Origin of the sequence: Bradyrhizobium elkanii WSM2783 (genome assembly GCF_000472865.1) — a bacterium.
GTDB lineage: Bacteria > Pseudomonadota > Alphaproteobacteria > Rhizobiales > Xanthobacteraceae > Bradyrhizobium > Bradyrhizobium elkanii_A.
In genome coordinates, this window is record NZ_AXAP01000090.1 from 1 (window position 1) to 18,662 (window position 18,662).

At 63.6% G+C, this 18,662-nt stretch carries 19 protein-coding genes and 1 pseudogene; 11 read left to right on the forward strand and 9 right to left on the reverse strand.

What is annotated here, in order from left to right; genetic code table 11:
- A pseudogene (locus tag YY7_RS61125) lies at positions 1-142 on the forward strand (IS5/IS1182 family transposase); the annotation flags it as partial.
- Positions 143-318: 176 nt separating this feature from the next.
- On the opposite strand, the gene YY7_RS0141325 reads toward YY7_RS61125, so the two are convergent.
- Positions 319-1,947: a fatty-acid--CoA ligase gene (locus YY7_RS0141325; protein ID WP_028168282.1), complete on the reverse strand. Its 1,629-nt coding sequence runs from the start codon at positions 1,945-1,947 to the stop codon at positions 319-321.
- An 82-nt stretch (positions 1,948-2,029) separates the two neighbouring features.
- On the opposite strand from YY7_RS0141325, the gene YY7_RS0141330 reads away from it, so the two are divergent.
- The gene (locus tag YY7_RS0141330; RefSeq protein WP_028168283.1) at positions 2,030-3,226 is read left to right on the forward strand and encodes an extensin family protein; all 1,197 of its coding nucleotides are present in this window, start codon (positions 2,030-2,032) and stop codon (positions 3,224-3,226) included.
- 20 nt (positions 3,227-3,246) lie between these two features.
- On the opposite strand, the gene YY7_RS0141335 is transcribed toward YY7_RS0141330, so the two are convergent.
- Entirely contained in the window at positions 3,247-3,930 is a 684-nt protein-coding gene (locus YY7_RS0141335) for a L,D-transpeptidase (RefSeq protein WP_028168284.1), read from the reverse strand.
- A 345-nt stretch (positions 3,931-4,275) separates the two neighbouring features.
- On the opposite strand from YY7_RS0141335, the gene YY7_RS0141340 reads away from it, so the two are divergent.
- Positions 4,276-5,253: a magnesium transporter CorA family protein gene (locus YY7_RS0141340; protein WP_028168285.1), complete on the forward strand. Its 978-nt coding sequence runs from the start codon at positions 4,276-4,278 to the stop codon at positions 5,251-5,253.
- 162 nt (positions 5,254-5,415) lie between these two features.
- The gene (locus YY7_RS0141345) at positions 5,416-5,634 is read left to right on the forward strand and encodes a hypothetical protein (protein ID WP_028168286.1); all 219 of its coding nucleotides are present in this window, start codon (positions 5,416-5,418) and stop codon (positions 5,632-5,634) included.
- A 359-nt stretch (positions 5,635-5,993) separates the two neighbouring features.
- Here YY7_RS0141345 and YY7_RS0141350 read toward each other — a convergent pair whose 3' ends face one another.
- Positions 5,994-6,746, reverse strand: coding sequence for an SDR family NAD(P)-dependent oxidoreductase (locus YY7_RS0141350; protein WP_028168287.1), 753 nt, complete (start codon positions 6,744-6,746; stop codon positions 5,994-5,996).
- Between the two features lie 117 nt (positions 6,747-6,863).
- Complete coding sequence (gene pdxH / locus YY7_RS0141355; protein ID WP_028168288.1) at positions 6,864-7,505, reverse strand: pyridoxamine 5'-phosphate oxidase; 642 nt, start codon at positions 7,503-7,505, stop codon at positions 6,864-6,866.
- A gap of 123 nt (positions 7,506-7,628) precedes the next feature.
- Here pdxH and YY7_RS0141360 point away from each other — a divergent pair, with 123 nt between their 5' ends.
- Positions 7,629-8,033, forward strand: a complete 405-nt coding sequence (locus tag YY7_RS0141360) for an RT0821/Lpp0805 family surface protein (RefSeq protein ID WP_028168289.1) — start codon at positions 7,629-7,631, stop codon at positions 8,031-8,033.
- Positions 8,034-8,139: 106 nt separating this feature from the next.
- Positions 8,140-9,114 carry a DnaJ C-terminal domain-containing protein gene (locus YY7_RS0141365; protein ID WP_028168290.1) on the forward strand — a complete coding sequence of 325 codons (975 nt, stop codon included), beginning with the start codon at positions 8,140-8,142 and terminating at the stop codon, positions 9,112-9,114.
- A gap of 391 nt (positions 9,115-9,505) precedes the next feature.
- Here YY7_RS0141365 and YY7_RS0141370 read toward each other — a convergent pair whose 3' ends face one another.
- Together YY7_RS0141370 and YY7_RS0141375 are read right to left on the reverse strand one after the other, a co-directional pair.
- A complete protein-coding gene (locus YY7_RS0141370; protein WP_028168291.1) occupies positions 9,506-10,279 on the reverse strand; it encodes an anti-sigma factor family protein in 774 nt (257 codons plus the stop codon).
- Positions 10,280-10,355: 76 nt separating this feature from the next.
- On the reverse strand, positions 10,356-10,847 hold the full coding sequence (locus tag YY7_RS0141375; protein ID WP_028168292.1) for a sigma-70 family RNA polymerase sigma factor: 492 nt from the start codon (positions 10,845-10,847) through the stop codon (positions 10,356-10,358).
- Between the two features lie 184 nt (positions 10,848-11,031).
- Here YY7_RS0141375 and fabI point away from each other — a divergent pair, with 184 nt between their 5' ends.
- The 4 genes from fabI (at position 11,032) to YY7_RS0141395 (ending at position 14,939) form a co-directional block, all read left to right on the forward strand.
- Positions 11,032-11,850, forward strand: coding sequence for an enoyl-ACP reductase FabI (fabI, locus tag YY7_RS0141380; RefSeq protein WP_028168293.1), 819 nt, complete (start codon positions 11,032-11,034; stop codon positions 11,848-11,850).
- A gap of 11 nt (positions 11,851-11,861) precedes the next feature.
- A complete protein-coding gene (locus tag YY7_RS0141385; RefSeq protein WP_028168294.1) occupies positions 11,862-12,461 on the forward strand; it encodes a histidine phosphatase family protein in 600 nt (199 codons plus the stop codon).
- A 187-nt stretch (positions 12,462-12,648) separates the two neighbouring features.
- Entirely contained in the window at positions 12,649-13,734 is a 1,086-nt protein-coding gene (gene aroC, locus YY7_RS0141390) for a chorismate synthase (RefSeq protein ID WP_028168295.1), read from the forward strand.
- Positions 13,735-13,757: 23 nt separating this feature from the next.
- Positions 13,758-14,939 carry an adenylate/guanylate cyclase domain-containing protein gene (locus tag YY7_RS0141395; RefSeq protein WP_035692344.1) on the forward strand — a complete coding sequence of 394 codons (1,182 nt, stop codon included), beginning with the start codon at positions 13,758-13,760 and terminating at the stop codon, positions 14,937-14,939.
- A gap of 15 nt (positions 14,940-14,954) precedes the next feature.
- Here YY7_RS0141395 and YY7_RS0141400 read toward each other — a convergent pair whose 3' ends face one another.
- The gene (locus YY7_RS0141400; protein ID WP_245287595.1) at positions 14,955-15,725 is read right to left on the reverse strand and encodes a hypothetical protein; all 771 of its coding nucleotides are present in this window, start codon (positions 15,723-15,725) and stop codon (positions 14,955-14,957) included.
- 87 nt (positions 15,726-15,812) lie between these two features.
- Complete coding sequence (gene clpS, locus YY7_RS0141405) at positions 15,813-16,118, reverse strand: ATP-dependent Clp protease adapter ClpS (protein WP_028168298.1); 306 nt, start codon at positions 16,116-16,118, stop codon at positions 15,813-15,815.
- Positions 16,119-16,385: 267 nt separating this feature from the next.
- Here clpS and YY7_RS0141410 point away from each other — a divergent pair, with 267 nt between their 5' ends.
- Positions 16,386-17,237 carry a DUF1194 domain-containing protein gene (locus tag YY7_RS0141410; protein WP_028168299.1) on the forward strand — a complete coding sequence of 284 codons (852 nt, stop codon included), beginning with the start codon at positions 16,386-16,388 and terminating at the stop codon, positions 17,235-17,237.
- A gap of 83 nt (positions 17,238-17,320) precedes the next feature.
- Here the strand turns inward: YY7_RS0141410 and YY7_RS0141415 are convergent, their stop codons facing one another.
- Positions 17,321-18,319: an Acg family FMN-binding oxidoreductase gene (locus tag YY7_RS0141415; protein WP_245287596.1), complete on the reverse strand. Its 999-nt coding sequence runs from the start codon at positions 18,317-18,319 to the stop codon at positions 17,321-17,323.
- Between the last annotated feature and the right edge of the window lie 343 nt (positions 18,320-18,662).

Genomic DNA, 18,662 nt, shown 5'->3' on the forward strand with positions numbered 1-18,662 from the left:
CTGCGAATGCATCCATGCCCGCTGGCGCAACTGGGACCTCAGGCAATTGACGGTGCGCGGCATCGAAAAGGTCCGAGCCGTCGTGCTCTGGTACGCCCTCACCAACAACATCCTGCAGGGACATCGCCTCGCCAACCCATAGCTGCGCCAAACCATAGCGGCGCGCAAATCCCGCCCCGCTCCACCGTCGAGGTCTTCAACATCCGCTACTTCGGATGCCGTCTACCCGAAAACCGAATTGGTTCTCAGGCTCTACGGGCTCTCGCCAAGTCACGTCGATGCCCGGGGCAAGCCCGGGCATGACGGAGATCCGGTTCGTTACGCCGCCGCGGTCGGGAGGCTGTAGCTCTTGAACTGATCGCGCAGCGCGGTCTTCAGGATCTTGCCGGTCGCGGTGTGCGGAATGCCGTCGACGAAGACGACATCGTCGGGCATCCACCATTTCGCGATCTTGCCGTCCATGAACTTCAGGATCTCCTCGCGCGTCGCCTGCTGGCCCTGCTTGAGCTGCACGATCAGCAGCGGACGCTCGTCCCACTTCGGATGGAACACGCCGATCACGGCGGCCTCGGCCACGGCCGGATGGCCGACCGCGAGGTTCTCCAGGTCGATCGACGAGATCCATTCGCCGCCCGACTTGATCACGTCCTTGGAGCGATCGGTGATCCGCATGTAGCCGTGCGCATCGATCGTCGAGACGTCGCCGGTGTCGAAATAGCCTTCCTCGTCGAGAATGCTGCTGTCGACGCGGAAATAGGCCTTGGCGATCGACGGGCCCGAGACCTTGAGCCGGCCGAAGGTCTTGCCATCCCACGGCAGCTCCTTGCCGGCATCGTCAGTGATCTTCATCTGGACGCCGAACGGCGGGTAGCCCTGCGTCTGCAGGACGTCGAGCCGTTCTTCGCCGGTGCGCTCTCCGAAGGGCGGTTTCAGCGCCGCGACCGTGCCGATCGGGCTCATCTCGGTCATGCCCCAGGCGTGGCGCGGCTCCACGCCCATGTTGAGGAAAGCCTCGATCATCGAGCGCGGCATCGCCGAGCCGCCGCATATCACCATCTGCAGGTGCGGCAGCTTCAGGTTGTTGGCGGCCATGTGCTGCAGCAGCATCAGCCACACTGTCGGCACGCCGGCGGTGTGCGTCACCTTCTCGGTGTCGAGCAATTCGTAGACCGAGGCGCCGTCGAGCTTCGGCCCGGGCATCACCAGCTTGGTGCCCATCGAGGGCGCGGAAAAAGCGATGCCCCAGCTATTGGCATGGAACAGTGGCACCACCGGCAGCATTGTATCGGTCGCGGATGTGCCCAGCGCATCCTTGTTGTTGGCCATGAGCGCATGCAGCACGTTGGAACGGTGCGAATACAATACGCCTTTGGGGTCGCCCGTGGTGCCCGACGTGTAGCACATCGCCGCTGCGGTGTTCTCGTCGAACGTCTTCCACTGGAACTTGCCGTCGGACGCCGCGATCCAGTCCTCATAGGCGACCGCGTTCTTCAGCGTGGTCTCTGGCATGTGCGCCTTGTCGGTCAGCACGATAAAGCGCTCGACGCTCGGAAGCTTGTCGGCGATCTTCTCCAGCACCGGCACGAAGGTGAGGTCGGTCATCACCACGCGGTCCTGGGCGTGGTTGATGATCCAGGCGATCTGTTCGGGAAACAGGCGCGGGTTGACGGTATGGCAGATCGCGCCGATACCCATGATGCCATACCAGACTTCGAGATGGCGCCAAGTATTCCAGGCGATGGTGGCGACACGATCGCCGAGCTTGATGCCGTCGCGCTCCAGGCTCTGCGAGACCTTCAGCGCGCGCGCATGGATTTCCGCATAGGTGGTGCGATGGATCGGGCCTTCGACCGACCGCGTCACGACCTCCTGTGTGCCGTGATACTTCGCTGCGTGTTCGATAATCCGGTGGCACAGCAAAGGCCAGTCCTGCATCAAACCAAGCATACGCACGTCCCTCCTCAGTGTTTTTCTCTCGCATGACCGGCCAGCCAGACAGTATAGCCAGCCGTCCAATCATGAAATTGACATGAACTGTAGCGCGGAGAAAGCAAGCCGAAAATCCAATTATGGTGCGTTTGGCCGCACCGGAATGGCACTGGTTACCGCCGTAGCCATATTGCTCGGAATGCTGGCCGAACCCGCCCTGGCGGCCCGCAGGTCGGTCCCGTTTCCCTTCGCCGACCTGTTCGCGCCGCCCCGGCCAAGGTCGCATCGCGCCGTCCATCGGGCAGTGATGGTGCCATTGCCAAAGCCGCGTCCGGCCGAGGCGCCTGCCGCAAAGCCGCCTGAGCCGCCTGCAGCCGCCGAAAAGGCCCGTCCGGCCGATCATGGCAAAGCCGCCGACAAGGCGCCGCCGGCTGACCACGGCAAAGTCGCTGATAAGGCGCCCGACGACAAGGTTGCCGAGCAGGCTGCTCCGCCGCAGCCCTCAGCCTGCCGGCAGGCGCTGACGGAAGAGATTGCCATTGCGCCAAGTGTCCCCGATATCCATGGTCCCGGCGGCTGCGGCGGCGACGATCTGGTGCGGCTGGAGGCGATCGTGCTGCCCGACAAGCGAAAGGTTGCGGTGAAGCCGGCGGCGATCCTCCGCTGCACCATGGCTACCGCGATCGCCGACTGGGTGCGCTCCGACATCGCGCCGCTGGCTACAGCGCTCGGCAGCAGCATCAGCGACCTGGACAATCTCGATTCCTTCCAGTGCCGCGGCCGCAACGGCGTCGCCGGTGCACAGCTCTCCGAACATGGCCGCGCCAATGCGCTCGATGTCCGCGCCTTCAGGCTGGCGAACGGCCGCACGATCGCGCTCACCGACCGCAACGTGGCGCGCGATCTGCGCGAGAGCATGCTGCACTCGGCCTGCACCCGCTTCACGACCGTGCTCGGGCCCGGCTCCGACGGCTACCATGAGGACCACATCCATCTCGACCGGATGGAGCGGCGAAACAACTACCGGATCTGCCAGTGGGATGTCTTGGACCCGCTGCCGGCCGTCGCGCCGCTGTTGCCGGCCGAGCGTCCCGAAGAAGCGCCGTCGCGCGAGGTCGCGGCCAAGGATGAGCCAAAGACCGGCGCCAAGAGCGACACCAAGACTGACACCAAGTCGGAGAGTACGAAGTCAAAAAATGCGAAGCCGGATGCCGGCGATTCCGACGCTACGGAGTCAAAGCCTGCGGCGACCAACCCGCAGCCAACAAAAAAGCGCCGGCAAAGCCGGCGCCATTGATCGCGTCTTCCGCAAGCGAACTATTGCACCATGGCGTTGCTGCCGCCGCCCTGCAGCGCCATCTTCGAATTGAATGGCGAGTCGCCGTGCTTCGGCTCCAGCACGACCACGACGGTGCCGACGCCGACGCGGTCATAAAGGTCGATCACGTCCTCATTGGTCATGCGGATGCAGCCCGAGGAGATCGAGGCGCCGATATATTCCGGCTGGTTGGTGCCGTGGATGCGGAACAGCGTGTCCTTGCCGCCGGAGTACAGATAAAGCGCGCGCGAGCCCATCGGGTTGTCGGGTCCCGGCGCGACATAGGTCGGAACGCCGAGCCTGGAGATTTCGCCGGGGGTCGGGTGCCAGGCCGGCCACTCGGTCTTGCTGCCGACCTTGGCAATGCCGGACCATGCCATGGCTTCTTCGCCGACGGTGATGCCGTAGCGGATCGCCTTGCCGTCCTTTTGCACCAGGTAAAGATAGTGGTTGTCGGAATCGACCACGATGGAACCCGGCGCCTCTTTGCGGTGGTAATCCACAATGGCGCGGCGGAACGGCTCGGCGACCGGAACTTTCGCGTAGGTGGTCTTCGCCAGCAGGTCCTTGTCGCGCTGCTTGAAATTGGCGGTGTTGGTGGCCTCGTAGGTTGTGGCCTGCATGCAACCCGACAACATCAGGCCGGCGGCCACAATCCCCAGCGTAACTTTCAGCGACGACATGGTACACTTCCGTTGCAAATCTGCGCTCGCAGCGCGAAAATGCGCCCCAATCGCCACGATTCCATCATCTCTTTGATCGTATTATTGCCGAAACCTGCCGCTATTCCCAGCGTTTAGAGACCTATCCCGCGTCGCGGCACCCGTCCTGTGGCTTTTTTGCCGCAAATCCTGCGATCCGGCGGCCGATTTCTGTGCAGATCAGCAACGGTTGCCAAGTCCGGGCCGCGCCGCCGCCATTTCGCCGCCGCAAATATGGAAAGGCGGTTAATGCGCCGGTCATGAAGCCCTTGCCAGAATCGCGTTTAGTCCTGTTGGGTGCGCCGGTGCCCTGTTCCGGAGTTGCTGATGCTGTCAGTGTTCGTTCCTGCCGATTTCACGCTGAAAAAGGTCGTTTCCGACGAGGTTGCGGCCTTGCCGGAGAATGCGGTCTGGATCGACATGGTCAGGCCGACGCCGGAGGAGGACCGCGCCGTGGAGCGGCTGGCCGGGATCGCGGTGCCGACCCGGGAGGACATGCAGGAAATCGAGATTTCCAGCCGGCTCTATATCGAGAACGGCGCGCGCTACATGACCGCGACGCTGATGTGCCATTCCGACACCGACATGCCCCACACCACGGCGGTCACCTTCATCCTGGCCGGCCATCGACTGGTGACCGTGCGCTACGACCAGCCGAAACCGTTCGCGCTGGTCGAGGCCAAGCTTGGGCGGTCCTGCGCGCCCACCATCAACGGCGAGATGGTGCTGATGGAATTGCTCGATGCGGTGATCGACCGCTGCGCCGACATTCTGGAGCGCTGCGGCGCCGATATCGACCAGGTCTCCCACGACATCTTCGAACCGGAGGCCGAGCGGCACGGCCATGCCAAGCAATATTCGCGGATCCTGATCGAGATCGGGCGCAAGGGCGACCTGACCTCGAAAGTGCGTGAAAGCCTGGTCTCCATCGGTCGCGTCGTCACCTTCATGTCGGCGGTGATCGAAGGCGTCAAGTGGTCCAAGGACATGCGCGAGCAGCTCAAGACCATGCAGCGCGACGTGGCCTCGCTGACCGACCACGCCTCCTATCTCTCCAACAAGATCACCTTCACGCTGGACGCCATGCTCGGCGTCGTCAATCTCGAGCAGAACAACATCATCAAACTGTTCTCGGTGATGGCCGTGGTGCTGATGCCGCCGACGCTGATCGCCTCGATCTACGGCATGAACTTCAAGGCGATGCCGGAACTCGACTGGCCGCATGGCTATCCGATCGCGCTGGTGATGATGCTGATTGCAGCGATCGTGCCGTACTACCTTTTCAAATTGAAGAAGTGGCTCTAGTTCCATTGCTGCGCACGATCGCGAGTTCCATCGCAGTCGCGATCGCGGCAATAAGGCTGCCGCAATTCCTCCGCGAATCCTCCGCTAAAATTTGAGTGTTGCGCTGAACGTTTGAGCGAAACTTTGCTGCGATAACCCCCGGCCTCAAGCCGGAGGACAGCAATGGTTGAGAAGATCATAACGCCACGGCGTAACATCATCGACTTCGCGCGCTATCAGCAGGACCGCATGGTTGGAAGGATGCAGGCGCTATCGCCGCGCACCTGCCGTCACTGCGGTGCAGCCCTGCTCGATGGCGAAAACGAAGACGAGTGCTCGAGCGCCTACAACACCAGCGCGCAGCGAGTGGTTGAGAAGCCGCGGAAGTTCTACGCGGATTGACGGCCAGGACGGCCGCTAACGAGTGCAGGCAAAGCAATCCAGAAGTCGACGGCGGAAACGGTCTGGATTGCTTCGTGCTCCTCGTTTGTTACGCACGATCCGATAAATTGGAAATAGCAGCCGTGGTCGCTCGCCCGCGAACAGGCGACGGTATACGTGGAGAGAACCCTCACCCGAATGAGCCCGTGGTGATGGCGGAGCTGCCCTCTCCCACAAGGGGCGAGGGCACATCAACTGGCGTCGGCAAGGCGTTCTTCCCTTCTCCCCTTGTGGGAGAAGGTGGCGCGAAGCGCCGGATGAGGGGTTGTCTCCACGGGCGACAGCGTCTCCGGAGAGAGCCGTCAACTCAGCAATCTGTCCTACACGTGCTGGCCACCATTGATGTGGATCTCGGCGCCGTTCACGTAGGAACTGGTTTCCGTGCACAGGACGTAGATGATCTTGGCAACTTCGTCTGGAGTGCCCAGGCGATGCATCGGGATCTGCTGCTCGACGATCTTCTCGGTGCCCGGCGACAGGATCGAGGTGTCGATCTCGCCCGGCGCGATCGAGTTGACGCGGACGCCGACGCGGCCGAAATCGGACGCCATCTCGCGCGTCAGCGCCGCGAGCGCCGCTTTCGAGGTGGCATAGGCCGCGCCCGCGAAAGGATGCACGCGGGAGCCCGCGATCGAAGTGACGTTCACCACCGCACCCTTGGCGGTCTTCAATTCGTTGATCAGCCCGCGGGCCAGCATGATCGGCGCGAAGAAGTTGACGCGGAAGACATGCAGCCAGGTGTCGATATCGGTGTCCATGGTACCGAGCCGCGTGCCGCCCGGCCCCTTGGGCGAGATCGCCGCATTGTTGACGAGCGCGTGCAGTTCGTCGTTCTCCAGCCGCCTGCGGATTTCCGAGATTGCGCGCACGGTGTCGTCATGGTCGCCGAAATCGACCTCGATGTGATCCTCGGGTCCGGCGCCCCAGGGGCAAACTTCCGGAAAGGCGTGCCGTGAGCAGGTGATGACGCGCCAGCCGGCCGAGGAAAACCGGATCGCGGTAGCATGGCCGATGCCGCGGCTGGCGCCGGTCAGGAGCAGCGTGCGTCGCGGCGCGTTGGAATGGTTCGGCATTGGACGGTTCTCTCGTTCTTCGTCATGCCGGCCTCGTGCCGGGCATCCACGTGTTCGGACTGGCTCGAAACTGAGACGTGGACGGCCGGGACAAGCCCGGCCATGACGGTCTGAATCTTACGGATAAAGCCTTACTTTGGTCCAGGCTTGGCCTGGGCTCTCGCGCCGGAATTCGATGCGGTCGTGCAGGCGGTAGGGACGGTCGTGCCAGAACTCGATGCTGACAGGGCTGATGCGCCAGCCGCTCCACCCCTGAGGGCGCGGCACCTCGCCGATCACATATTTCGCGGCGACCTTCGCGATCGCCTGCTCGAAGGCGAAACGGCTCTCCAACGGCTGCGACTGCTTGCTGGCCCAGGCGCCAAGCTGCGCCTGCTTCGGGCGCGTCGCGAAATAGTCGTCGGCCTCGGCGTCGCTCACCGGCGACACGTTGCCGCGGATGCGCACCTGCCGGCGCAAGGATTTCCAGTGGAATAGTAAAGCGGCCTTAGGATTTGCGGCGAGTTCGCGGCCTTTGGCGCTGGCGACGTGGCTGTAGAACACGAAGCCATCAGCGTCATAGCCTTTCATCAGCACCATCCGCACGTCCGGAAGCCCGTCGGGATCGACGGTTGCGAGCGCCATCGCGTTGGGATCGTTCGGCTCGGACTTGGTTGCTTCGGCAAACCATTCGGCGAACAGCGCAAATGGTTCTTCCGCAGCGGTAAAATCACCCGATGTTAACGGTGTAGGGTGTTTGATGGAGGTCGTGTCTGTCATGTCAGGAGTCCAGCGTTGCGTCCGTCGGCCTCAGAGCGCGCGTTACTCGCCCTATATAGGACGCCCTTATATAGGGCATGGGGACGCGTTGGCCTATCGGCGATCCGACCGGCGGGGACGGTGATGACATTGGTTCTAATCGGCCTGGGGGCCGGCGGCTGCGCCCTGTCGCGGGGCGACAGTTTTGCCCGGCTGGACGACAGGGACTTGACGGGGTCGCTCGGCGCGCCCCACGTAAGCTCATCGGCGCCGACCGACAGCGACCTTGCCTTTGCCCGCAACGCCGCCTCCGACGTGCTGACCAAGGGCGACAAGGATTCCAGCCAGGCCTGGGAAAATCCCGAGACCGGCGCGCGCGGCTCGGTGACGCCGTTGTCGCAGGCTTATGCCGCCGAGGACGGTCGGACTTGCCGGGATTTCCTGGCAAGCTATGTCAACGGCCGGACCGAGAGCTGGCTGCAGGGTGCCGGCTGCAAGGCCGGACGCGGGAGGTGGGAGATCCATAGTCTGAAACCTTGGAAATCCTGAACGCCAAAGCAGTTGCAAAAATGCCACGGCGTCCCCAAATGACACCAAAGTGGGGCGACAAGCCCGAAAATTTCAGGTCTGATTTCCCGTGAAGGAGACGTGACGGATGCGCGACCCCTATGAGGTCTTGGGGGTGCCGCGGGGCGCCAGCGCTGCCGCGATCAAAAGCGCCTATCGCAAGCTCGCCAAGAAGCATCATCCCGACAGCAACAAGAACGATCCAAAGGCTGCCGAGCGTTTCGCCGAGATCAACTCGGCCAACGAGATCGTTGGCGACGAGGAGAAGCGCAAGCAATTTGACCGCGGCGAGATCGACGCCGAGGGCAAGCCGCGTTTCCAGGGCTTCCCCGGCGGAGGCTTTGGCGGCGGCGATGCGCGCGGCCGTGCCGGTCCAGGCGGGTTCGAAACCTATACGTTCCGCAGCGGCTCTGGCGGCGGCATGGAAGGCGGCGGTGCAGGCGGCTTCGAGGACATCCTCAACAGCATGTTCGGCGCCGGTGCGCGTGCGCGCAGGGGCGGCGGCACCCAGTTTGAATTCGATACTGGCGGCGTCGGGCTCGACCTCGACCAGAGCGTCGCCATGACGGTGTCGCTGGAGGAAGCGGTGAACGGCGCCGAGAAGCGCGTCCGCCTGCCGACCGGCAAGGAACTCAATGTCAAGATTCCGGCCGGCGTCAGCTCCGGCCAGCAGATCCGGCTGAAGGGGCAGGGCGAGACGGCGCCCGGCCATCGTCCGGGCGATCTCCTGATCACCGTGACGATTGCGCCGCATTCCTTCTTCAAGGTCGACGGCAACGATCTCAGGGTCGAGCTGCCGATCACGCTGTACGAGGCGGTGCTGGGCGGCAAGGTCCGCGTGCCGACGCTTGGCGGCGCGGTCGAATTGTCGATCCCCAAGAACACCTCGAGCGGGCGGACCTTTCGGCTGAAGGGCAAGGGACTGCCGAAGTCGGGCGGCGCGGGCGACCTCTACGTCACCACTCGCATCATCCTGCCTGATGGGAACGATGCGGAGCTGGAAGCATTGATGCAGAAGTGGCGCGACCAACATCCTTACAATCCCCGCAGCGATCTTGGCTGAGGGTGCGGCCTCGAGAGGGGGACCAGCGCAATACCAAACCCCAATCGAGGCCGCGAGCGCTGATCGGCGGATCGAGCGCTGCGCGATAACGCGGGAACATCCGGTGCGATTCTGAGACGCGCCGATGTCCTTATTCCAGATTTTCGATGACGGAATTGGGACATCGGGCAAGTGTGGCCCTTGCGTCACGAACGTCCGCGAAATGCGGGCGTTTTCGCAAAACCCGGTATTGCCCGGTCTTTCGAATCGCTGTGCGCGAACTACATAACCTCGTGCGACGGCGCCTTGCGCTGTCGCAGCCCTCCTTGGGCGTTTCCTCCCTAGACTTGGGCCGCTTGCTGTCGCAGGTGGCCCTTTTTTCTCAGTTGTGGCCGGGGACGATCGTGCTGGCTCAACCGCCGGTCTTTTCCATCTGATCGTAGACGGCTTGCGCGATCTGGGTCAGGCGGTTGCGGTCGCTGCCGCCTGAGACGACGTAGCCGACGCCGCGGTCGGCCCAGAACAGCGCGCCCTCATTGCCGTGGGTGGCGTAACGCATTTGCGTGGTCTCCGCCTGCGCCTTGGAGGCGTAGACCGTGAAGCGCTCGCCGGAGGCGCTTTCATACATCAGGAAAGAAGCCGGCCGCCCGGTCGGGCCAGGCAGCAGCCGGCCACCAACCAGCTTCAATCCCGCCGCCGACAGCTCCGGCGCGCGCACGTCCCAGCCGCAGCGCTTCGTCAGCCAGGCCTGCAGATGGGCGCGCTCATCGCCGGGCACCTCGACCGGATGGCGGACCTCGACCACATAGAGCCGGTGCGCGTCCATCGCATCGAGCGTGAAGCTCTGCAGCGGCGAGGGCTTGGCCGCCGCGCCATGCGCGATCCAGCCGACGCCGCCGCCGGCGATGAATGCCACCAGCGCCGCCGCAATGGCGCCATAGACCAGCTTGCGCGGCTGGCGCACCAATTGCTCGATCTCGAGCCGCTTCGGCACCGCCTCGTCTGCGACCGAATCGTAGCGCGCGTGCAGCACGTCGGCCATGGCGAGCCACGACCGCACCCGTTCGGCGTCATCGGGGTGCGCTGCCAGCCACGCCTCGACGTCGCCGCGGCGCTCCGCCGGCAATTCGTTGTCGACATAGGCGTGCAGCTCGTCCTCGGTGACGGGAATCCTGGGGTTGGTCATCGCAGTCGTCTCTGTCTAATCCTCAACAATCCAAATCGCCTCAACCTGATGTCATGGCTATGCACAACGCCTGCCATCATTTCACCCGCCTCAGCGTCGTCGCCCGTTCGCCTTCGAGGAAGGCTTTAACGTGGGCGCGAGCGCGGGCAAGCCGGGACATCACGGTGCCGATCGGCACGCCCTGGATGTCGGCGACTTCGCGGTAACTCAATCCTTCCAGCATCACCAGAAGCAGCGCCGCGCGCTGCTCTTCCACCAGCGTCGCCAGCGCGCGCGCAATGTCGCGGCCTTCGGCCTCGGTGCCGCTGGCGTCCGGATTGTTGTCCAGCAGCGGCATGAATTGCGGCCGCCGCGCCAGCGAGCGGCGGCGGTTCTTGTTGAGGTTGGTCAGGATCGTATAGAGCCAGCTCCGCACGTCGCCGCCGAGGAACAGCCGCTCGGAACGCAGCGCCCGCACCAAGGTGTCCTGCACCAAATCGTCGGCGATATCGGCATCGCGCGCCAGCGCCCGCGCGTAACGGCGCAGCGCCGGGATCATGGCTTCAACACTCTGCCGGAACGCGGTCATGACACCGGATCTTCATCCTGCTTCAGCTCGGACGCCTTGCCTAACATAACACCCAAATGACACGACTATTCCGTCGATCGCGACGGGGCCAAATCAGCGTTAACAGGAGGCGGATTTGGACTGTACCGCGGTGGAGCGCTGGTGTACCTCCGAATACCAAATGCAACGCGAGAATGGACAGCGGATGGCACAGAAATCGGGTCTGATGCAGGGCAAGCGCGGCGTGATCCTTGGCGTTGCCAACAACCGCTCGATCGCCTGGGGGATCGCCAAAGCCTGCCACGACGCCGGCGCCGAGATCGCGCTCACCTGGCAGGGCGATGCCCTGAAGAAGCGGGTCGAGCCCTTGGCGAAGGAATTGAACGCGCTTCTGCTCGGCCATTGCGACGTCACCGACGCCGCGACGATCGATGCGGTGTTCGACGTCATCAGGGAGAAGTGGGGCAAGATCGACTTCGTCGTGCATGCGATCGCCTTCTCCGACAAGGACCAGCTCGATGGCCGCTACATCGAGACCACGGCGGAGAATTTCTCCAAGTCCATGCTGATCAGCTGCTACTCGCTGACCGCGATCGCGCAGCGGGCCGAGAAGCTGATGACCGACGGCGGCTCGATCATCACGCTGACCTATTATGGCGCCGAGAAGTGGATGCCGCATTACAACGTGATGGGCGTCGCGAAAGCGGCGCTGGAAGCGAGCGTGCGCTATCTGGCCGCCGATCTCGGCGAGAAGAACATCCGCGTCAACGCGATCTCGGCTGGTCCGATCAAGACGCTCGCGGCCTCCGGCATCGGCGATTTCCGCTACATTCTGAAGTGGAACGAGTACAACGCTCCAATGCGGCGCACGGTCACGATCGAGGAGGTCGGCGACAGCGCGCTTTATCTGTTGTCCGATCTTTCCCGCGGTGTCACCGGCGAGGTGCATCACGTCGATTCCGGCTATCACATTGTCGGCATGAAGCGTCCCGATGCGCCTGACATTTCGCTCGCCAAGGAATAGCTGCTGCGTCGATAGCAATGCCAACAATCTACTACATCCGCCATGGCGAGACGGCATGGAACGCGGAAGGCCGGCTTCAAGGCACCCTGGATATTCCGCTGAACGATCGTGGGCGCGCGCAAGCGTCCCATGCCGGCCATGTGCTCGCCGACCTTCTCAGGCGCGACGGATATGACAGGGCAACGCTGCCCTACGTCTCGAGCCCGCTCGGACGGGCGCGCCAGACCATGGAGCTGGCGCGTCGCGCGCTGGAATTGCCGCCTGGCGACTATTCGCTCGACGACCGGTTGCGCGAGATCGGCTACGGCGTCTGGGAAGGCTCGACGCTGGCGGAGATGCAACTCGCCGATCCCGAGCTCTACGCCAAGCGCCAGACCGCAAAATGGACGATGGCGCCGGAGGGCGGCGAGACCTACGCCTTGGTGCAGCTGCGGGTGCGCGAGTGGTACGACTCGCTCCCGGGCGACACCGTCGCCGTGGCGCATGGCGGCACCTGCCGCGCCCTGATGGTGTCGCTCGGGATCGAAACCCCTGATAGCGCCGCGGACCTCTACATCGAGCAGGGCGCCGTCTACCTGTTTCGCGACGGCGGGCTGGTGAAGTATAGTTAAGAACCGCGCTCCGCCGTCATGGCCGGGCTTGTCCCGGCCATCCACGGCTTGGCGGCGCGGAATGAAGCGCGTGGATGCCCGGGACAAGCCCGGGCATGACGACCGAAGTTTGACGCTGTCGACTGCGCGCGTTACGACATGCTGACAGTCAACGTTGCATTACAACGCACAAGGCGGCGATCACCGAATGTCCCACAACACCTTCGGCCATTTGTTTCGGGTCACGACCTTCGGCGAGAGCCATGGGGTGGCGATCGGCTGCGTGGTCGATGGCTGTCCGCCGCTGATCCCGCTGACGGTCGAGGAGATCCAGCACGATCTCGACCGCCGCCGGCCGGGCCAGTCCCGCTTCACCACCCAGCGCCAGGAGCCGGATGCGGTGAAGATCCTGTCCGGCGTGATGGCGCATCCGGAGACCGGCGTGCAGGTGACGACGGGCACGCCGATCAGCCTCCTGATCGAGAACACCGACCAGCGCTCGAAGGACTATTCCGAGATCAAGGACAAGTTCCGCCCGGGCCATGCCGACTTCACCTATGAGGCCAAATATGGCCTGCGCGATTATCGCGGCGGCGGCCGCTCCTCTGCGCGTGAGACCGCGACCCGGGTCGCTGCCGGCGCGATCGCGCGAAAGGTCCTGCCGGAGATCAAGATCCGCGGCGCGCTGGTGCAGATGGGCCCCCACAAGATCGATCGCGACAAGTGGGATTGGGACGAGATTGGCCGCAATCCGTTCTTCTGCCCGGACCAGGACAAAGCGGCGTTCTTCGAAGATTATCTCGATGGCATCAGGAAGAAGGGCTCCTCGATCGGCGCGGTGATCGAAGTCGTGGCCGAGGGCGTGCCGCCCGGGCTCGGTGCGCCGATCTACGCCAAGCTCGATAGCGAGTTGGCGGCTGCGATGATGAGCATCAATGCAGTGAAGGGTGTCGAGATCGGCGCCGGGTTCGGCGCGGCCGAATTGTCGGGCGAGGAGAACGCCGACGAGATGCGCACCGGCAATGACGGCGTGCGTTTCCTGTCCAACAACGCCGGCGGCATCCTGGGCGGCATCTCCACCGGCCAGCCGGTGGTGGTGCGCTTCGCCGTGAAGCCGACCTCCTCGATCCTGTCGCCGCGGCTGACCGTGGACCGCAGCGGCGCCGAGACCGATATCATGACCAAGGGCCGCCACGACCCCTGCGTCGGCATTCGCGCCGTGCCGGTGGGCGAGGCGATGATGGCCTGCGTGCTCGCCGATCATTTCCTGCGGCACCGGGGACAGGTTGGATAGAATCTGACAGCACAGAGGCCGTGATGCAGATCGACACCAGGGGGATCGCGGACTGGCTGATCGACGGCGCAAGGTCGACCCCTGTTGTCACCGACATGGTCTCCGAACTGTGCGGGCGCCTGGTCGCGGCCGGCATCCCGCTGTGGCGGGTCGGCTTCTTCATCCGGACGCTGCACCCCGAAATCTACGGGCGCAATTTCATCTGGAAGCCCGGCGAGCCCGTCGTCGTCGGCTCGGTTGATTTCGACATCAGGCAAACGCCGGAGTTCATCGCAAGCCCGCTTGCGGTCGTTTTTGGCGAGGTCAGGGAGGTGCGGTGCCGCACCGACGATCCCGAAAGCCGGCGATTTCCCTTCCTCGACGACATGCGCGCGGAAGGCGTGACCGACTATGTGGCCATACCGCTACGCTTCATCGATGGCTTTACGCATGCCTCCAGTTGGACCACCAAGCAGGCGGGCGGTTTCACCGACGAGCAACTCGCCGCACTGCGATCGGTGCTGCCGGCGCTGACGCGTCTGATCGAGGTGATCGGCCTTCGCCGCGTCGCCGCGACCTTGCTCGACACCTATGTCGGCAACCGCGCGGGCACGCGCATCCTCGACGGCCAGATCCGGCGCGGGCACGGCGAGACCATGCATGCGGCGATCTGGCTGTCGGACTTGCGTGGCTTCACCGCATTATCGGACCGGCTTCCCGCCGAAACCGTCGTCGACATGCTCAACCGCTATTTCGACTGCCAGGTTGCCTCGATCCGTGCCCATGATGGCGAGGTGCTGAAATACATGGGCGATGGACTGCTCGCGGTTTTTCCGATCGATGAGTATGTCGGGGATGCGCAACAGGTCTGTTCGCACGTGTTGGAAGCCGCGCAGGACATGCGGGCCAGCGTCGAGGCACTGCGGTATCCGGTCGGCGACGTCGTCGAGCGTTTCCGTTTCGGCGTTGCGCTGCACGTCGGAACAATTCTCTATGGCAATATCGGCGGCGGCAACCGGCTCGACTTCACCTGCATCGGCCGAGCGGTGAATCTTGCCGCGCGACTGGAGAAGATCGCCGGCCGACTTGGCCGCACGGTCGTGGCCTCCGAAGGCTTTGCCGGCATCTGCCGCGGCGGCTGGGATGATCTCGGCGAATTTCCGATCGCAGGTTTTTCCAAGGCCCAGCGCGTCTATGGCCTGATGGGCGAAACGTCTGCCAGCTGAATTCCGCGGCGACGCCTAGTCGTGGACATAGGACTGCTTCAGGCCGTAGGTCAGGATCAACAGTGTCGCCCACAACCGCAGCATTGCGAAGCTGAAGATGAATACGAAATAGACGAGATTCTTGACGAGCTGACTGGACGTGGAGGTCTGCCAGAAAACCACAATCGCACTGCGGACCAAGCCCTGGCCAAAGCTCAGACCTAGATTGACCACCCCAAGAGCTATCACGGCGGCCCCCAGCCAGAACCACCGCCTTGCAAGCTCGCCAGCGGCTTCGAAGAATGCCACCCGACCGCCGTTTTGCTCGGCACCCACAACCATCAGAAGTGTCACGGCGCCGACTGCGGCGCTCCAGAATTTTCCCATGACGGTGAACTGATCGAAGGCCATGCCGTCGATTCCCGCCAGCATATGGGGCGCCAGGGATCCGTAGCCGGCCGCCGCAAGCGCGGCTGCTGCCGCGATCATCAACAGCGCTATCCGACACGCGATCGCGAGCGACAATTTGAATTGCTCCGCGATCCCAAGCTCGCCGAGGCTGCTTTGGCCACCGGTCATCTCGATGCAGCGTTGAGCTGCTACGAGAACGGCGTGAATGACGGCAAGGTTGGCGATGATGATTGCAGGCAGAGCAACTCCGCCGCCGCCGAAGGCAATGACCCGCATCGCCGCGGCCAGTATCAGCCATGGCAGCGCGAGAATAACAAATCGATACGGCCCGAACGAGATGTCCGGAAGGGAGGCCTGCCGTTGCTTGCGGAATGCGACCGTCATGAACGCGATCATGCCGGCAAAAACTGAACCGTCGGTCGCGCCGGCAGCTAAAATTGGCAGGAAATCCGGTTACCAGAACCTTTCGGGTCTCGTCGCGGCTTATTCCTCCGGCTCGGTCGTAAACAGCAGCGGATAGCCCTTGGCGCGGCCGGCGTCAGTGGCGCGGGTCGCCTTTGTCTCGGCGACGTCCTTGGTGAAGACCGCAACCACGCAGACGCCGCGCTGGTGTGCGGTGAGCATCACCTTGTAGGCCTGGTCCTCGGTCATGCGGAATTCCGCCTTCAGCACGGTGACGACGAATTCGCGCGGCGTGTAATCGTCGTTGATCAGGATGACCTTGTGCAGGCGCGGCCGTTCTACCTTGGTCTTGACCTTGGTTTTGGGGGTGGTGACGGTGTCGCTCATGGTGCGGCACTTCCTGCTGCTCTGCGAACCGAAAATAATACCGCCTTCCTGGCGATCCCGGAACCGGGGGTTTTTGCACGGGCTCCTTGCAGGAGCGGGATAATCGCGGGCAAGCGACAAAACCTCGCCAAAATCGCGGCGAGTACAAGGCGAGGCTAGCAGAGCTGGACGGAAGGCTAACCTGAATGTGAAGGACAAATGATGTTCGCCCTTTGCGCCGCGCAGTTTGCGTGTCACCATTGTTGACGTTCGACGGGAGGGCAGCTCATGCGCTGGTATGTCTCGATCGGGGTTGTGCTTGTCGCAGGCTGGCTCGTCGGCGGCGACGGGGCTGGCATCGCCGCGCCGGGGCCGGGCAACCAGGGCACCCGCCAGGTGGTGGAGAAGGACGCGAACCCCACCGTCGATGTCGAACTGATACTTGCCGTCGACGTCTCCTATTCCATGGACATGGACGAACTCGCGATCCAGCGCGAGGGCTACGCGCAGGCAATCGTATCGAAGGAGTTCCTGCAGGCACTCAAGGCCGGTCCGAACGGCAAGATCTCGGTGACCTATTTCGAATGGGCCGCTTCCTCTGATCAGAAGATCATCATTCCCTGGCGGCTGATCGACGGCCCCGAAACGGCCGACGCTGTTGCCGCCGAGATCATGAAGACGCCGATCCGCCGGGCGTCGCGGACCTCGATCTCGGGTGCGATCAATTTCGCGGTGCCGCTGTTCGACGAAGATCCGTATCGCGGCCTCAGGCGCGTGATCGACATTTCCGGCGACGGCCCCAACAATAACGGCGCGCCGGTCTCGACCGCGCGCGACGCGGCGCTGGAGAAGGGCATCGTCATCAACGGCCTCCCGATCATGGTGAAGGAGCCGTCCTATTCCACCATGGATATCGACAATCTCGATCAGTATTACGAGGACTGCGTGATCGGCGGTCCGGGCTCCTTCGTGGTGACGATCAAGGAGCGCGAGAAGTTCAACGAAGCGATCCGCACCAAGCTCCTGATGGAAGTCGCCGGCCGTACGCCGGAGCGCAAGATCGTGCCGGTGGCCGAAAAGGAGCCGCGCGTGAGCTGCATGATCGGGGAAAAGATCTGGCAGGATCGGTGGGGGAGGTAGCGTCCGTCGCTAACAGTGGAGCAGCCCTCTCCCACAAGGGGCGAGGGCACATCAACCGGCACCTCCAAACCGGCAGGCGTCCGCTATGACATCTCGCGCATCACCTGTTCCGGTGCCCGGCGCAGCGAGTTCGGCAGAGCGGGCCCTGTGCCGAAGCGCATGATGATGTCCGGGCGCCGACCGCCAAGATCCAACGAGGCGAATTGCGAGCGGATCGCGGGCACCTCGACCGATTGATTGACGAACGCATATTTTAGTCCGAGCGCGGTCGCCTGCAGTCCGAAACGCTGGCAGGCGCGGCCGACTGCGATCCAGTAGGCCTTGTCGCCGGCATCAGATGCAAGGACGACGACACCCGCCGAGCTTGCGATCTGCTCGCGATACTTCTTGTTCTCTGCCTCTTGGGTGAGGAAGAAGCTGAGAAGCGGCCGGGCAATCCAGGCGGGCAGCGCGGGATTTCCAGAGCAGCGCGAGAACAATCCGTCCATCTTCGCCATGGCGTCGGCTTCGCTGAAGCGCAGCCAGCGTCGCAGTTCGTCGATGAACGCCTTGTCGCGCATCTGTGCCGAGTTAGCCTGAACAACGTAGTCGGCGACGTCCAGGATCCCGGCCCGGTCGCTTATCATGATGGTCGAGACGCCAGGCTCCCGACATGCGCTCTCCAGCAAGCGCAGCGTCTCGGGTGAAACGGGCTTGCCGTCATAGATCGTGCGGGTGCTCTGGCGAACCGCGATCGCCTCGGCGAGCGGCGAGCTTGAGGCGGGGGCCGCTTCGAGGTCGATCACGACCTCGTCGCTCTCGACGATCGCATTGGCCTTCAGCCCGAGCATCGAGGCTGCCAGCACGAGGTTTTCCGCCGCGCATCCCAGACTGACGAAGAGATGGTGGTCGTCCGGATCGACCACGGAGCATCTCCGTGTGAAGTCGGGCGCGATGACGATTCTGTCGGCGCTCGCGGTGAAGGTCCAGGGCTGCATGTTATGGCTGTTGGCCGCCAGGCTGGCAAAGCGCACCAGTTCTCGGTTTCGCGGCGTGGACCGCAACGGCGCTCTGATGATGCCGGCCGCCTCCTCATACGTCATTGCTGCTGCTCCTGCCTGCGACGATCGGCCTATGATCGCCGCCGCGCCAAGCCCAAGCGCGGTTCCGAACGTTTGTCGTCTATCGATGAGCATCGACCCGCTTCCACGCAATTCCACTAGAAAGCAGTTAGCGCCGTCGCGGCCTATGGCTGTTGACCGAGGTCAAAGCCTGCCGTCCTACTACGCGAAGGGAGCCGCGGCATTCTTCCCTTCTCCCCTTGTGGGAGAAGGTGGCGCGCATGCAATGCGCGCCGGATGAGGGATTCTCTCCGCGGCAACGGTGCGCGTGGAGGCAACCCCTCACCCAAACGAATTCGTGGCTGGCGACTGAGCAGCCCTCTCC